This is a genomic window from Acinetobacter sp. ANC 3832, assembly GCF_002135415.1.
Classification (GTDB): Bacteria; Pseudomonadota; Gammaproteobacteria; order Pseudomonadales; family Moraxellaceae; genus Acinetobacter.
This window is the reverse complement of sequence record NZ_NEGJ01000003.1, coordinates 282,410-297,880: the sequence shown is the minus strand read 5'-3', so window position 1 is coordinate 297,880 and position 15,471 is coordinate 282,410. Positions and strand designations below refer to the sequence as shown.

Sequence of the window (15,471 nt, the reverse complement as noted above, 5' to 3'; positions counted from 1 at the left end):
AAGTTAATTATTTAAAAGGGTTAATGAGAAAAACTCATTAATCTTTTTTTAGTACATTTTTATTTTAATAGGTTGATGGAGTACTAAGCTATTTAAAAGTATTTTATATTCACTCTTTAATCGAAATTAAAATTTATGTAGGATATTTATTATTTGATGTGATTTATATTTGAATAATATTCGCAAAGTGCATTTTTAAATTGAGCTGAGATATTTGACATCGGAAAATCTTTTTTATAAACAAGACCTACAGGCATATCAACATCCCCATCTTCTATTTCAATTAACACATTATGTTCTTTATCTATGAAATTTTGAAAATGACGAGGAATAGCACTTACACCCATCCCATAAGCAACGAAATGTGAAAGGGAACTAATTTGATGACATTCTACTTTTAGGTCTAAAACTAAATCATTTTTATAGCATTTTTGTTCAATAATATGCCGAATGATAGATGGATTTTGCAGTGTGATAAAAGGGTTTGAACACAATTCTTTCCATGTCACAGAAGTACGTTCAGCTAAGGCATGATCATTTGGGACTAAAGCAAGGAAATCCTCATGAAATAAAGGTTTAAATTCCAGTTGATCATTTAAGATTGGTTCAAAACAAATACCAAGTTCAAAAATTCCTTCTTGAATATTTTCAATAATTTTTTCATTGGGAATATCATGAATTGAAAAGCTGATATTGGGGTGATCTTTAAGAAAACGATGAATAGCTTCAGGTAAAATTGCATGAGTGGTGAAGGGCATAGATGCAATATTCAATATCCCACGGTTTAGTTTAAAGCGTTGTTTGACATCTTTCTCCATGTCTTCCCAATTTGCGAGTAATTTTTTAGCAAAAGGAATCAGGGATTCACCTTCTAAAGTCATTTCTACTCGGCGGGTATTACGCTTAAATAATTTACCTCCAAGTTCTTCTTCTAAGCTTTTGATACTTAAACTTAAAGCAGATTGGCTAATACATAAATCATTGGATGCATTTGCATAATTTAGTGTACGTGCCAAGATTAAAAATGCTTTTAATTGTTTCAGTGTCATGAGTAAACCTAATCTTTTATGATCTTTATTTCAAAAAATATTGCTTAAAGATAAAGCAATACCTTCAATCATTATAAGCTAAATAAAGGCTGAACACATTCGCTTAATTTAAAGCCAAGTAACTAGAATTTAAATATAAATTAATTTTCTAAAATATACTTTTAAGTTTTTAATTTTAAGTCTGTTGTACATTTATTTTAGATTGATGAATTTTTTATATTAATCAATTAAAAAATTCAATATATAACATGAGTTATTTGTTTTATATTTTGATCTACGGAATTTTTCATTTAAATAATCATTGCATATTGGATTTTTTGTATGGAACTTTTTATTTCACCTTAGGTAAAAGGAAAATAAAAGGAAGGATATAAGAAGTCTAAAAAAGAAGATTTTCATCTGTATGTAAGAAATTTATTGTTTAAATGAAGCTGATTAAATTAGACATTTTCTCTCAGTACGGTCTTATAGTATTTTTCTTCTATCAAGAAAAATTGAAAGGTCTTATGTAAGGTGTCTATTTATTTTTATATTATGGTTAGGAAGACCTCTTTGTATTTTAAAAATATTTAGGTTGAGCCTGCTATATATTCTTTTTAAATGGAGTAAAAGAATATGTGGGATTTATGCGTTATTTTACTATCTCTCGGGCTGTTAATGTTCACAGCTTATCGTGGCTTTTCAGTGATTCTGATGGCACCGATCTGTGCCTTATTGGCCGTTTTTTTAATTAATCCTGAAAATGTTCTACCATTTTATTCTGGCGTTTTTATGCCGAAAATGGTGGGCTTTATTAAAGATTATTTCCTTGTTTTTTTACTGGGTGCAATCTTTGGTAAAGTCGTTGAAATGTCTGGTATTGCAGAATCAATTGCGAAAACGATTGTTAAATTGATTGGTTCAAAAAATGCAATGCTGACTGTTGTACTTTTAGGTGCAATTTTAACCTATAGCGGTGTAAGTTTATTTGTTGTTGTATTTGCAGTTTATCCATTTGCAAACCAGTTGTTTAGACAAGCTAATATTCCTAAGCGTTTAATTCCAGGAACAATCGCTTTAGGTGCATTTTCATTTACGATGGATGCATTACCAGGTACACCCCAGATTCAAAATGTTATTCCAACCACATTTTTTGGAACTGATATTTATGCAGCACCGTTCTTAGGAATTATTGGCGCAATATTTGTTTTGGGAACTGGTTTAAGCTATTTAGAATGGCGCCGTCGAGTAGCGGCAAGAAATGGAGATGGTTTTGCGACTGGGATAACGCTTTCAGAAGCAGAGTTAAAGCAGTTAGATACAAGTGTTGATAATACTTCAAATGGTTCAGGTTTCCGTCAATTTTTAGCATTTGTGCCTTTAATTCTAGTTGCTGTGATGAATAAGTATTTATCAACGGCAATTAAAGAATGGTATCCAAATGGCTTTGATTTTAATGCCATTGGTTTAGCTGCATATAGTGTTGATGTTGCGAAAACCTCAGCCATTTGGGCTGTTGGTTTGGCGTTGATCGTTGGGATTGTTACAGCATTATTATTTGATTTTCGTCGTGTTTATAGTGGTTTTAAAGATGGGGTAAATGCCAGTATTAGTGGCTCTTTACTTGCTGTGATGAATACAGCATCAGAGTACGGTTTTGGCGCAATCATTGCAGCACTTCCAGGCTTCGCTTTAATCAGTCATGCACTGGGTCATACATTCACGAATCCACTCGTAAATGGTGCTGTGACAACTACTGTCTTGGCAGGTGTAACGGGTTCTGCATCAGGCGGAATGAGTATTGCCTTAAGTGCAATGGCAGATCAATATAATGCTGCAATTGTTGCGATGGGTATTCCTGCGGAAGTGATGCATCGTATCGTTGCTATGGCTTCAGGAGGTATGGACACATTACCGCATAATGGTGCTGTTATTACATTACTTGCAGTGACAGGACTTACACATAAACAATCATATAAAGATATTTTTGCGATTACAGTGATTAAAACGATTGCGGTATTTGTTGCGATTGCAGCATTTACATGGTTCGGTATTGTTTAAATATATTGGTATTTTATCTAAATAAAATGGAGAGCACAGAATGAGTCAACTTCTTAAAGATAAAGTTGCATTTATCACAGGTTCAGCAAGTGGTATTGGTCTTGAAATTGCGAAAAAATTTGCTCATGAAGGTGCGAAAGTTGTTATTTCAGATATGAATGCTGAGCAATGTACAAAAACTGTAGAAGCATTGACTAAAGATGGTTTTGAAGCTTTATCTGCACCTTGTGATGTCAGTGATGAACAAGCTTATCAAGGTGCGATTGCATTGGCTCATCAAACTTTTGGTCGTTTTGATATTTTAATTAATAACGCGGGTTTTCAGCATGTTGCAGCCATTGAAGACTTTCCAACAGAGATTTTTCAAAAACTTTTGAATGTGATGTTGGTCGGTTCTTTTATCGGTATAAAACATGCTTTACCAATTATGAAAGCGCAAAAGTTTGGTCGTGTGATCAATATGGCTTCAATTAATGGTTTGATTGGCTTTGCAGGTAAAGCAGGCTACAACAGTGCTAAACATGGTGTGATTGGTTTAACCAAAGTTGCAGCCTTGGAGGCAGCACGTGATGGTATTACGGTGAATGCTTTATGCCCAGGCTATGTTGATACACCATTGGTTCGTGGGCAAATTGCAGACTTAGCAAAAAATAGAAATGTCAGTGAACAAAGTGCATTGGAAGATGTGATTTTAGCTATGGTTCCGCAAAAGCGTTTACTAAGTGTTGAAGAAATTGCAGATTACGCAATTTTCTTGGCCAGTGATAAAGCAGGTGGCGTAACAGGTCAAGCTGTTGTGATGGATGGCGGTTATACTGCTCAATAAGGTAAGTATGTATGATGTAGATATGAAATTTATATCTTCTATTGTTTAGTTAGACATTTTATTCAAAACCTCGCATTTGTTTAAAAAGCGCTTTTTTTCTAGAGCAGAAAAGAAAGCGCTATTTAGCATAGATTTATTGTATAGCTACATACATTCAAACGACCTATTCAATATTTAAAAGCATATACAAACATCAAATTATTTTTCAACATCGTGAATATAAATATCAAATTGAAGTGTTGGTCGTAGACTTCGACCATCATTTCAATCTTGTTTGATCAAAGGGATTTATTCAATGAAGCAAGTGAACACAGTTGCTATTATTGGCACAGGTGTAATCGGTGCCAGTTGGGCAGCATTTTTTTTAAATAAAGGATTTCAGGTACATGCTTTTGACCCTGCACCTGATGCAGAAGTGAATTTAAAAAATCGGGTAGAGACTTATTTACTCGATTTAATTGAACTGAATAAAGCAGACGATGAAATATTGGTGAACAATGTTTCTGAAGTTTTAGACAATCTCACTTTTTTTAAAGATTTAGCGAGTGCTGTTAAAAATGCAGATTTTATTCAAGAAAATGGTCCTGAAAGAGTTGATTTAAAACAAGACTTATATGTACAAATTACCCATTATTGCCCTGAAGATACGATCATCGCTTCCAGTTCTTCTGGTTTGAAAATATCAGACATTCAAAATAATTGCCTTCATCCAGAAAGAATTGTACTTGGGCATCCATTTAATCCACCCCATTTACTGCCACTGGTTGAAATTATTGGTGGAAAAAAGACTGAGCAAGGCTATATTCAAGATGCATTTGATTTTTATCAGTCTTTAGGTAAAAAGTCTATTTTGATTCATAAAGAAATTAAAGGTCATGTAGCGAATCGTTTGCAGTCAGCGATTTGGAGAGAAGCTTTTTATCTTGTCTCTGAAGGGGTGTGTAGCGCAGAAGATATTGATGTTGCCATTAGCAATGGGCCAGGATTACGTTGGGCTATTTTTGGTCCATATTTAAATATGCAGTTGGCTAATCAGCAAGGTTTTAAAGCAGCAATGCATCATTTGGGTGAGCCAATGTCTGAATGGTGGGCAGATATGAAACCATACACTTTATCTGAAGAAAAAATTGATGTATTAAATGAAGAAACGCAAAAGTTTTTAACTAAACTGGGAGATAAAAATCTTCAGTCACTGCGTGATACTGCTTTATTGGATATATTAAAGATGCGAAAGAAATTAGATTTACCTTAGTGTTTGAGTAACTTTAAATTTGATTTTTTTGAACTTATGATTCCATCCTTCATATTCGCTTAATCAAAAACTATGAACTAATCAGTGCTCATTTTTCGTCATTGATAAAAAATTTTAAACAGTATGTTATAATTTGTAATATCTAATCCGATAAAGAATATGCATAGTCCTAACGCTATAGCGTATTGAAAAAAAGCTGCTTTGTTGCAGCTTTTTTAATTCGAACTTTTACTTTATCGGAATGTCATTTTGGTACGTTTATTGAATGCTTGATTCGAGCTACATTTGCCAATGTATCAAGCCAAACGGCTAAATCACTTAACCCATAGCTCAAACTTAACAGGGGCTCACAATGACAAATCCAAATTCTTCAGCGGGTTTGCTTGAACGCTTATTTAAACTTAGCGAAAACAAGACAACATTTAGAACCGAAGTGCTCGCAGGTGTAACGACATTTTTAACGATGTGTTACATCATCATTGTCAATCCATTGATTCTTTCAGAAACAGGAATGGATCATGGCGCAGTGTTTGTTGCGACCTGTTTAGCCGCAGCGATTGGTTGTATGGTCATGGGGTTAGTTGCAAACTATCCGATTGCACTTGCTCCAGGTATGGGCTTAAACGCTTATTTTACCTATTCAGTATGCATGGGGATGGGTGTGCCTTGGCAGACGGCTTTAGCAGCTGTCTTTGTGTCAGGTTTGGTTTTTATTGCCATTAGCATGTTTAAAATTCGTGAAGCAATTGTGAATGCGATTCCAATGTCGTTGAAGTTTGCGATTGGTGGTGGTATTGGTTTATTCCTTGCATTGGTAGCTTTGAAAAACTCAGGAATTATTGTTGCTAATCAAGCAACTTTAGTGGGTTTAGGTGATTTAAAACAGCCAACAGTATTATTAACATTGTTTGGTTTTTTACTGATTATCATCATGCATCACTTCAAAATTCGTGGTGCAATTATCATCAGTATCTTGGTGGTTACTGGAATTGCAACAGCACTGGGTTTGAATGAATTTAAGGGTGTTGTTGGAACAATTCCATCTATTGCCCCAACTTTCTTACAAATGGATTTTCAAGGTCTATTTACAGCAAGTTTAATCGGTGTAATTTTTGTTTTCTTTTTGGTCGATTTATTTGATTCAACAGGAACTTTGGTCGGTGTATCTCATCGAGCAGGTTTGTTGAAAGATGGTAAATTACCCCGTTTGAAAAAAGCATTATTTGCGGATTCAACCGCAATTGTTGCAGGCGCAGCATTAGGTACATCATCAACCACACCATTTATTGAATCATCAGCAGGTGTTGCTGCGGGTGGTCGTACTGGTTTAACCGCTGTTGTTGTTGGTTTATTATTTATTGCGTGTTTATTTTTAGCACCACTTGCTGCATCAGTTCCAGGTTTTGCCACAGCTCCCGCTTTATTATTTGTTGGTGTATTGATGATTCAAGGGATCACCAATATTGAATGGGATGATATTACTGAAGCAGTTCCAGCTTTCTTAACCATTGTATTTATGCCATTTACCTATTCAATTGCAGATGGTATTGCAATGGGCTTTATTAGCTACGCTTTAGTGAAATTGTTTACAGGTAAAGCAACAACTGTTCCTTATATGGTCTGGATCATTGCAGTACTTTGGGTGATTAAATTTATCGCATTTGGTGGTTAATTCATCGCATTATTTTTAGGGTGTAAACTCAGTTTACACCCTTTTTTATTTAAAGTTATTTAGAACATTGATATAGATTGAGGATACAACATGAATCGTAATGAGCTCATTCGTGCTTTACCAAAAGCAGAATTACATGTGCATATAGAAGGGACGTTTGAGCCAGAACTCATGTTTGCTATTGCACAACGTAACAACATCGACATCCCGTATAAATCTGTAGATGAAGTGAAACAAGCCTATAATTTTCATAACTTACAGTCATTTTTAGATATTTATTACGCGGGTGCAAATGTTTTGGTGCATGAACAAGACTTTTATGATCTTGCATGGGCATATTTTGAAAAATGTGCTGAAGATAAAGTCGTGCATACTGAAATGTTCTTTGATCCACAAACACATACAGATCGAGGCGTTGCATTTGCAACAGTGATTAACGGTTTACAACGTGCTTGTGATGATGCAAAAACTAAACTTGGGATTAGTTCACAATTGATCATGTGTTTTTTACGTCATTTAAGTGAAGAAGCCGCTTTTGTAACATTAGAACAGGCTTTACCGTATAAAGACCAAATTATTGCAGTGGGATTAGATTCAAGTGAATTGGATCACCCACCATCAAAATTTGAACGTGTCTTTGCTCAAGCACGTGAAGCAGGTTTTCTCATTGTTGCACATGCAGGAGAAGAAGGGCCTGCTGAGTATGTCTGGGAAGCTTTAGACTTACTGAAAGTAAATCGTATTGATCATGGCGTACGTTCAGAAGAAGATGCAAAACTTTTAGAACGTTTGATCGCTGAGAAAATGCCACTGACGGTTTGCCCGCTGAGTAATTTAAAGCTGTGTGTTGTTGATGATATGGCTGAACATAATATTCAGCGCTTACTTCAAAAAGGTGTACATGTGACTGTAAATTCAGATGACCCATCATATTTTGGGGGTTATATGAATGATAATTTCTTTGCAATTGCTGAATCATTGGATTTGTCGAACGATGAATTGAAGCAGTTAGCGAAAAATTCATTTGAAGCATCATTTATTTCTGATTCAGAAAAGCAAAAATGGATTCGTCAAATTGATGCTTTAGCGTAATTTTTATTTAAGATAGTCATAAAAAGCAGTGAGTGATTTCACTGCTTTTTTTAATGGGCTTCTTTTATAAAGTTTCTCTTATGCAAGAAGATCAATGATTGTTATTCAAGGTTAGTGATGTGAAAAAGTTAAATTGGGTTATTTTGTTGATTGGTGCGTTAAGTTGTACACTTGTTTTTGCTGCAACGAATCAGGGTGAAAAGGGTACAACATTAACCCAGAAAATGTTAAAGCCTTTGATAGAATTACAATGTCAGTCGGAATTACAACAATCTAAATTATGGAAAGCTTCTTCATTATTTATGTCAGAGGCTAAATAGAACCATCTACAAAATAGTGTGTGTGGTTGTGTTAGTGATCATGCATTAGATAATCTATCGACAAAAGAGCTTGTAATGGCAAGTGTCAATGCATCTGCAAAAGATAAGTTGATTCGACAAGCTGTTATGAACAGCTTATCGGGTTGTGCTCAACAGGCTTTAAAGTAGAGAGTCAGCAATAGAAGTATATTGCTAAACATCTATTTTCACCTTTTATTTTTTCTGCCAATCATACTTCTTAAGACATTATCTTTATCAATAAAGTGATGTTTTAACGCCATTAGTAAATGTCCAAGTACAACAAATCCTGCAAACCATGATAGATAAATATGGATTGGTTTCACAATGGCTAAAAGTTCAGGATTATCTTGAACCAAACGTGGGATTTCAAATAAATACAACACAGGTGCAGGATGCCCAGCACTCCAGCTAAATAAACAGCCTGTAATTGGTAGAGCAAGTAATAATAAATATAAAACCAAATGTCCTAAATGTGCCATGGTTTTCATTGTCGGAGACATTGCATCAGGTAGCTTTGGTACTGGGTGTGTATAGCGCCAAAAAATGCGGATAATGACCAAAAATATAATCACAGTCGCAATGTTTTTATGTAAGGTAATCACACTACCTTTAAAGCTCCCATCAACATCGTAGCTTAAAAAATTCCCACTATAGAAACCAATCAACCATGCGCTAATAAAAATGATTGCCATGATCCAATGTAGCCATTGCGCTGTTTTTGTGTAGTAAGGTGAAGCGCTTTGCATGAAGTTATTCTCATAAATGGATGATCAATTTAGCTTTAAGCATAAGGATGTTTATTGCAAAAATCAGTGTTATAAATTCAACGAATCGTTTTAAAATTGCAACACTGCTCGCAAAGTGTTGAGAGTTTAGTCGATAGTGTAGCAATTATATAAATTCAGAACAGATTGGGTTTTATCTATTTCGAAGATTAGGCACAATACGCACACTTATTTTTTAGAAAAAAAGGAAAAATCGTGAAAAAATTAGTTGCTCTACTTGCACCATTGGCTCTTGTATTAACAGCGTGTGCAACAACTGATTCAACAGGGACTGGTGCGACAGCGGGTACAATGACTCAACAATTGGGTGGGGTTGCACTTAAAATTGCGATTAATGCCAAATGTACGACTGAATTGAATAATTTACCTGCTTGGAAAACTGCAACGACATTGATGACCGCAGATCAAAAAACGGATGTACAAGGTCAAATTTGCGGTTGTGTCAGTGAAAAAGCGCCACAAAGCGTGACAGCAGTAGACTTGGCAACAGCAGCACTTGATCCAAATGCACGTGCAACAATTGTTTCAAATGCTGTGACTAAAACAATTAATGCATGCGTTGCTGAAGCGGTAAGATAATTTAAAAGTCAGATCCGTGTTAAAATTAAAGAGGTTGATTTATTCAGCCTCTTTTTTATATTGATAGGTACATACATGTTAATTGCTGGTGTAGATGAAGCAGGGCGTGGTCCATTGGTTGGATCGGTAGTTGCAGCTGCTGTAATTTTAGATCCGAATAATCCAATTGAAGGGTTAAATGATTCAAAAAAATTAACAGAAAAAAAACGTGAAAAATTATTTAAAGAAATACAAGAAAAAGCACTGGCATGGTCTATCGCTGAAGCTTCACATATAGAAATTGATGATATTAATATTTTACAGGCATCCTTACTTGCCATGCGCCGTGCGGTAGAAGGGTTAAATATTCCACCTGAGCATGTTTTAGTTGATGGTAATAAAGTGCCACAAGGTTTGGTGGTGAGTTGTGATGCTATCGTTGGTGGAGATGCTTTACATGCTGAAATTTCGGCTGCCAGTATTTTGGCTAAAGTGACACGTGATCATCAAATGCATGAACTTGATCAGGAATATCCACAATATGGATTTGCTAAGCATAAGGGTTATCCAACCAAAGCACATTTTGAAGCCATTGCTGCACATGGTGTGATTGATTTACATCGTCGCAGTTATGCCCCAGTGAAAAGAGCTTTGGGCATTGCTTAACTTTTTATTTTTAAGTCTTAATGTTTTTGATATTTACATTAATCAAATGGCAGACAAATTTAAAGCGGCCTCGTGAGCCGCTTTATTTTTCAAAACATTCTAAAACCTTAGCGGTTAAAGTTGTTTTGCGTTGTATTGTCTTCTTCAAATGAAGGCTGATAATCTTGATCCAGATGCTGGAGATGTTCGTGCATCGCACGTTCATGTTGAATTCTTTGATAGATTTCCTCACGATGAACAGATACTTCTTTTGGTGCATTTACACCAATACGCACTTGATTACCTTTGACACCAAGTACAGTTACACTGACTTGATCCCCAATCATTAATGTTTCTCCGACACGACGAGTCAGAATCAGCATGTTTATCTCCTTGCTTAAACGCTAAACCTGCGATAGTTTTTTCAAAAAATGAAAGCAACAACCTCGGTATCTGATGGATTTTAACAGATAATTGTGACGAATTATGCAGTTCTTGCAACACAGTTGCAATTTCCCCCAAAACCTACAGAGCTAATATAACAGAGCCACTATAAGAAAAACTATAGTGGCTCACATTTTTTATTACTTGATATAACTATTGTATTGTTATAAATCAGTAATGATTAAGCACGCACACTTGATTCACCATGTTCACGGTCTAAACCGAAAGCAGTGTGTAATGAGCGAACAGCAAGTTCTAAATAATTTTCTTCAATAATCACTGAAATTTTAATTTCAGATGTTGAAATCATAAGAATGTTGATGCCTTCACTTGCTAAAGCAGTGAACATTTTGCTTGCAACACCTGCATGAGAGCGCATACCTACACCGACAATAGAGACTTTAACAATATCATCACGGGTCGCAACTTCACGTGCACCAATTTTTTGTGCAGTATCTTCAAGAATAGCTTTGGCTTTTTTTAATTCACTACGATTTACAGTAAATGTGAAGTCGGTTGTGCCATCTTCTTCAACATTTTGGATAATCATATCCACTTCGATGTTTGCATCGCCGATAGGGCATAAAATTTTAGATGCAATACCTGGTTCATCAGGTACACCTAAAATAGTCAATTTAGCTTCGTCACGATTGAACGCAATACCCGAAATAATAGGATTTTCCATATTGTCTTCCGCTTCAGTAGTGATTAGTGTTCCGACATTTTGTTTAAAATCTTCGTCGAATGCGCCATCATCGTCATTATCAAAACTTGATAATACGCGTAAAGGCACTTGGTATTTGCCTGCAAATTCAACAGAACGAATTTGTAAAACTTTAGAGCCAAGTGAAGCCATTTCAAGCATTTCTTCAAATGAAATGCGATCCACTTTTTTTGCTTTTGGAGCAACACGTGGGTCAGTGGTATATACACCATCCACATCTGTATAAATCTGACATTCATTTGCTTTTAAAGCAGCGGCAAGTGCGACACCAGAAGTATCTGATCCACCACGACCTAATGTTGTTGTATTTCCTTCGGTGTCAAAACCTTGGAAACCTGCAACAACAATCACACGACCTGCGTCTAAGTGATGAGTCATTACATCAGTATCAATAGATTCAATACGTGCTTTGGTAAATGCACTGTCGGTTTTAATGCCGACTTGACGTCCTGTGAGTGACTTAGCTTCAACGCCAATTGAATTGAGCGCCATAGCTAACATTGAAATCGTTACCTGTTCACCCGTAGAGACCATTTGGTCTAATTCACGTGGGTCAGGGGTTTCGGTAATGGCTTTCGCTAAAGCCAACAAGCGGTTGGTTTCACCACTCATTGCAGATACAACAACCACAACTTTGTGACCGTGATCATGCCAACGCTTTACACGACGAGCAACATTTAAAATGCGCTCGGGAGTACCCATAGAGGTACCGCCATATTTTTGAACGATTAATGCCATAACTATCCTTACCAAGTAAATAAGTCTAAAGACTTAAAGCACTTACACATATTTAAATGCCTGACAAAGCAGGGCATTCAAAATACCACGTAGCTCGTAACAGTTTCCCTTTTTCAAAGGAAAAGTTTGTACCGATACTTTGCATCAGAGAGATGAGTTGAATCAACTGATCTCTCTGGGCTCCATAATTGTAATTCAGCCATTGGTTTTTATCTTGACGATAAAATTTAACCTTTTTCGCTTTTTACATTTATTTGATTGTTCATTTTTATTTTGACAATATTTCGTCAACATAACAAAAGATAGATATTCACAAGAAGATCATGGTGAACTCAGAATTATCTATTCGACATCTTACATAAATATTAACAAGCTCTTTGCATTTCTCCTATAAGGGAGGGGGAATGCAAAAGGCGTTATGCAAGATGTCTATTGATCAAACAAAGCTCAATCAAAAAAACTAAGTCACCTTAGATCTTATTTGTGTTCGATCCTTATTTTGCCGCAAGCCAAGCTGTTAAATCAGCCATCACTTGATCAAACTTATCATTCAGTGGCGCGCCACCTTGTGCTAAATCAGGTTTACCACCACCTTTACCACCTAACTCATTTGCTAGGTGTTTAATGATGTCGCCAGCTTTAATATTTGCAGTGAAATCTTTTGCTACAGATGCGATTAGGCTGACTTTATCGCCCTCAATACCTGCAAGAATGATGACTGAATGATCTAATTTAGATTTTACACTATCATGTAAGTTACGAAGTGACTTCGCATCTTGACCTTGAATAGTGGTAATTAAAGTTGAGCGATTTGCAATGGTTTGAACTTGATTTAAAAGCTCAACAGATTGAAGGTTTGCAATTTTTTGATTCAACTGTTCAATTTGCTTTTGCAATTGATGTGCTGTTTCAACGGTTGCTTCAACTTTTTCAACAGTTTGATGGTTCTGTGCTTTTAATAAACCATTGATATATTGAATGTCAGCATCAATTTTTTGAACGGTTTCAAGTGCTTTGGTACCAGTCACTGCTTCAATTCGACGTACGCCAGCAGCAACACCACTTTCTGAAGTAATTTTGAATAAACCAATATCACCCGTACGTTTTACGTGAATACCACCACATAATTCGATAGAGAAATTTTTATCTTCAGAAATTGAACCCATCGAAAGTACACGAACTTCATCGCCATACTTCTCACCAAACAACATCATTGCGCCTTTATTTTTGGCAGCTTCAATGTCTAAAAGTTCAGTTGATACAGCCGTATTGGCAATCACTTCGTGGTTCACAATACGTTCAACGTGTTGTAATTGCTCAAACGTTACAGGTTGATCATTGGCAAAGTCAAAACGTAAAATATCAGATGCAACCAATGAACCTTTTTGCTGTACATGTTCACCTAAAATTTGGCGAAGGGCAGCATGTAAAAGGTGAGTTGCAGAGTGATTGCGAGCAGTTGCTTCACGAATATCTGCTTTTACAATTGCTTCAACAGATTGAGTCGCTTTTAAGCTACCCATGGTCACGATACCTTGATGGACAAAAGCACCACCAGATTTTTTAGTATCTTGAACTTCGAAAATACCAGTATCGTTTTTGAAGAGTCCTGTATCACCGATTTGACCACCACTTTCTGCATAGAAAGGAGTTTGATTCAATACGATTAGTGCTTCATCACCTTCAGTGACTTCTTCAACTTGTTCGCCATCTTTATAGATTGCGATAATTTGACCTTGACCTTGAGTTGCATCGTAGCCATCAAATTGAGTTTCTCCATCCACTTTAACAACACTGTTATAGTCAATATTGAATTTACCTGCATCACGTGCACGTTGACGTTGAGCAGCCATTTCAACTTCAAAGCCAGCTTCATCAATTTCTAAATTACGTTCACGGGCAATGTCTGCTGTTAAATCAGCAGGGAAGCCATATGTGTCATAAAGTTTGAAAACTGTTTCGCCTGGAATAGTTTTACCTTTCAGGTTGGCTAATTCGCCTTCCAGTAATTTCAAACCTTGTTCAAGTGTTTTAGCAAACAATTCTTCTTCGCGAGTTAAAGCTGCTTCAATCACACTACGACGTGCGATTAATTCAGGATAAGCATCACCCATCACATCAATCAATGGTTGCAACATTTTGTAGAAGAATGTACCTGTAGCGCCCATTTTATTGCCATGACGAACGGCACGACGAATAATGCGACGTAATACATAGCCACGACCTTCATTTGAAGGATTTACGCCATCTGCAATCAAGAAGCAGCATGAACGCGCATGATCTGCAACGACTTTGAGTGAAGCTGGGTATTCAACGGGTTTATTGTTTGCTTGAGCAGTCGCCACGGCTTCAGAGGTATCAACACCAATAATTTCAGCAGCAGACTTTAATAAGTTTTGGAAAAGGTCAATTTCATAGTTTGAATTAACATGCTGTAAAACAGCAGAAATACGTTCAAGTCCCATCCCTGTATCTACAGAAGGTGCAGGAAGGTTATGCAATACGCCATCAGCAGTACGATTAAACTGCATGAATACGTTGTTCCAAATTTCAATGAAACGGTCGCCATCTTCTTCAGGTGTCCCTGGTAAGCCACCCCAAATGTGATCACCATGGTCAAAGAAAATTTCAGAACACGGGCCACAAGGACCTGTGTCACCCATTGCCCAGAAGTTATCAGAAGCGTATTTTTCGCCTTTGTTGTCACCGATACGAATAATACGATCAGCAGCTAAGCCAATGTCCTTATTCCAAATATCAAATGCTTCATCATCTGTGTGATAAACAGTGGCATAAAGTTTATCATTCGGTAGAGCAAGCCATTCTTCGCCCGTTAAAAAATCCCAAGCAAAGCGAATCGCATCTTGTTTGAAATAATCACCGAAAGAGAAGTTACCCAACATTTCAAAGAAAGTATGGTGACGTGCTGTATAACCAACATTATCTAAGTCGTTATGTTTACCACCTGCACGTACACATTTTTGTGATGACGTTGCACGTACATAATCACGCTTTTCTAAACCGAGGAAGCAGTCTTTAAACTGGTTCATCCCTGCATTGGTAAAAAGCAAAGTAGGGTCGTTGGCAGGTACTAGTGAACTCGACGCGACACGTGTATGCCCTTGCGATTCAAAGTAACGCAAAAATGCTTCACGTATTTCAGCAGTTGTCATTAAACGAGTACTCACAACCAAGTCACTCCTTAGTTTTGTATTGGCTAAAAGCACGCTGGTTGAGTCTTATATTCATTGCTCGATCAGCATGCGGGGGCTTAATTTTTAAAAACGCCAAATTATAACGGAAAA

The 15,471-nt window shown here is 36.4% G+C and carries 13 protein-coding genes; 8 read left to right on the top strand and 5 right to left on the bottom strand.

What is annotated here, in order from left to right:
* Nucleotides 1-149: 149 nt before the first annotated feature.
* Nucleotides 150-1,049, bottom strand: a complete 900-nt coding sequence (locus B9T35_RS05800) for a LysR family transcriptional regulator (RefSeq protein WP_086190168.1) — start codon at nucleotides 1,047-1,049, stop codon at nucleotides 150-152.
* Between the two features lie 615 nt (nucleotides 1,050-1,664).
* Between B9T35_RS05800 and B9T35_RS05795 the strand changes: the two genes are divergently transcribed.
* From B9T35_RS05795 to B9T35_RS18620, 6 genes are all read left to right on the top strand, one after another.
* Nucleotides 1,665-3,089: a GntP family permease gene (locus B9T35_RS05795; RefSeq protein WP_086190167.1), complete on the top strand. Its 1,425-nt coding sequence runs from the start codon at nucleotides 1,665-1,667 to the stop codon at nucleotides 3,087-3,089.
* A gap of 40 nt (nucleotides 3,090-3,129) precedes the next feature.
* Nucleotides 3,130-3,915, top strand: a complete 786-nt coding sequence (locus tag B9T35_RS05790; protein ID WP_086190166.1) for a 3-hydroxybutyrate dehydrogenase — start codon at nucleotides 3,130-3,132, stop codon at nucleotides 3,913-3,915.
* A 295-nt stretch (nucleotides 3,916-4,210) separates the two neighbouring features.
* The gene (locus B9T35_RS05785) at nucleotides 4,211-5,167 is read left to right on the top strand and encodes a 3-hydroxyacyl-CoA dehydrogenase NAD-binding domain-containing protein (protein ID WP_086190165.1); all 957 of its coding nucleotides are present in this window, start codon (nucleotides 4,211-4,213) and stop codon (nucleotides 5,165-5,167) included.
* Nucleotides 5,168-5,519: 352 nt separating this feature from the next.
* Nucleotides 5,520-6,839 carry an NCS2 family permease gene (locus tag B9T35_RS05780; RefSeq protein ID WP_086190164.1) on the top strand — a complete coding sequence of 440 codons (1,320 nt, stop codon included), beginning with the start codon at nucleotides 5,520-5,522 and terminating at the stop codon, nucleotides 6,837-6,839.
* 90 nt (nucleotides 6,840-6,929) lie between these two features.
* Nucleotides 6,930-7,931 carry an adenosine deaminase gene (locus B9T35_RS05775; protein ID WP_086190163.1) on the top strand — a complete coding sequence of 334 codons (1,002 nt, stop codon included), beginning with the start codon at nucleotides 6,930-6,932 and terminating at the stop codon, nucleotides 7,929-7,931.
* 119 nt (nucleotides 7,932-8,050) lie between these two features.
* Nucleotides 8,051-8,251, top strand: coding sequence for a hypothetical protein (locus tag B9T35_RS18620; protein ID WP_228147086.1), 201 nt, complete (start codon nucleotides 8,051-8,053; stop codon nucleotides 8,249-8,251).
* A 206-nt stretch (nucleotides 8,252-8,457) separates the two neighbouring features.
* Here the strand turns inward: B9T35_RS18620 and B9T35_RS05765 are convergent, their stop codons facing one another.
* Nucleotides 8,458-9,018: a cytochrome b gene (locus tag B9T35_RS05765; protein ID WP_086190162.1), complete on the bottom strand. Its 561-nt coding sequence runs from the start codon at nucleotides 9,016-9,018 to the stop codon at nucleotides 8,458-8,460.
* A 234-nt stretch (nucleotides 9,019-9,252) separates the two neighbouring features.
* On the opposite strand from B9T35_RS05765, the gene B9T35_RS05760 reads away from it, so the two are divergent.
* Together B9T35_RS05760 and rnhB are read left to right on the top strand one after the other, a co-directional pair.
* Entirely contained in the window at nucleotides 9,253-9,636 is a 384-nt protein-coding gene (locus B9T35_RS05760) for a hypothetical protein (RefSeq protein WP_086190161.1), read from the top strand.
* Nucleotides 9,637-9,711: 75 nt separating this feature from the next.
* Complete coding sequence (rnhB, locus tag B9T35_RS05755; protein WP_086190160.1) at nucleotides 9,712-10,281, top strand: ribonuclease HII; 570 nt, start codon at nucleotides 9,712-9,714, stop codon at nucleotides 10,279-10,281.
* Nucleotides 10,282-10,388: 107 nt separating this feature from the next.
* Here rnhB and csrA read toward each other — a convergent pair whose 3' ends face one another.
* From csrA to alaS, 3 genes are all read right to left on the bottom strand, one after another.
* Nucleotides 10,389-10,643 carry a carbon storage regulator CsrA gene (gene csrA, locus B9T35_RS05750; protein WP_086190159.1) on the bottom strand — a complete coding sequence of 85 codons (255 nt, stop codon included), beginning with the start codon at nucleotides 10,641-10,643 and terminating at the stop codon, nucleotides 10,389-10,391.
* Nucleotides 10,644-10,885: 242 nt separating this feature from the next.
* Nucleotides 10,886-12,166, bottom strand: a complete 1,281-nt coding sequence (locus tag B9T35_RS05745; RefSeq protein WP_086190158.1) for an aspartate kinase — start codon at nucleotides 12,164-12,166, stop codon at nucleotides 10,886-10,888.
* Between the two features lie 494 nt (nucleotides 12,167-12,660).
* Complete coding sequence (gene alaS, locus B9T35_RS05740) at nucleotides 12,661-15,354, bottom strand: alanine--tRNA ligase (RefSeq protein WP_171264225.1); 2,694 nt, start codon at nucleotides 15,352-15,354, stop codon at nucleotides 12,661-12,663.
* Between the last annotated feature and the right edge of the window lie 117 nt (nucleotides 15,355-15,471).

Excerpts from the sequence above, each read along its gene's own strand:
- B9T35_RS05780 (WP_086190164.1), top strand. The coding sequence starts at position 5,520 with ATGACAAATCCAAATTCTTCAGCGGGTTTGCTTGAACGCTTATTTAAA.
- B9T35_RS05745 (WP_086190158.1), bottom strand. The coding sequence starts at position 12,166 with ATGGCATTAATCGTTCAAAAATATGGCGGTACCTCTATGGGTACTCCC.
- B9T35_RS05775 (WP_086190163.1), top strand. The coding sequence starts at position 6,930 with ATGAATCGTAATGAGCTCATTCGTGCTTTACCAAAAGCAGAATTACAT.
- B9T35_RS05765 (WP_086190162.1), bottom strand. The coding sequence starts at position 9,018 with ATGCAAAGCGCTTCACCTTACTACACAAAAACAGCGCAATGGCTACAT.
- rnhB (WP_086190160.1), top strand. The coding sequence starts at position 9,712 with ATGTTAATTGCTGGTGTAGATGAAGCAGGGCGTGGTCCATTGGTTGGA.
- B9T35_RS05785 (WP_086190165.1), top strand. The coding sequence starts at position 4,211 with ATGAAGCAAGTGAACACAGTTGCTATTATTGGCACAGGTGTAATCGGT.
- B9T35_RS05795 (WP_086190167.1), top strand. The coding sequence starts at position 1,665 with ATGTGGGATTTATGCGTTATTTTACTATCTCTCGGGCTGTTAATGTTC.
- B9T35_RS05790 (WP_086190166.1), top strand. The coding sequence starts at position 3,130 with ATGAGTCAACTTCTTAAAGATAAAGTTGCATTTATCACAGGTTCAGCA.
- csrA (WP_086190159.1), bottom strand. The coding sequence starts at position 10,643 with ATGCTGATTCTGACTCGTCGTGTCGGAGAAACATTAATGATTGGGGAT.
- B9T35_RS05800 (WP_086190168.1), bottom strand. The coding sequence starts at position 1,049 with ATGACACTGAAACAATTAAAAGCATTTTTAATCTTGGCACGTACACTA.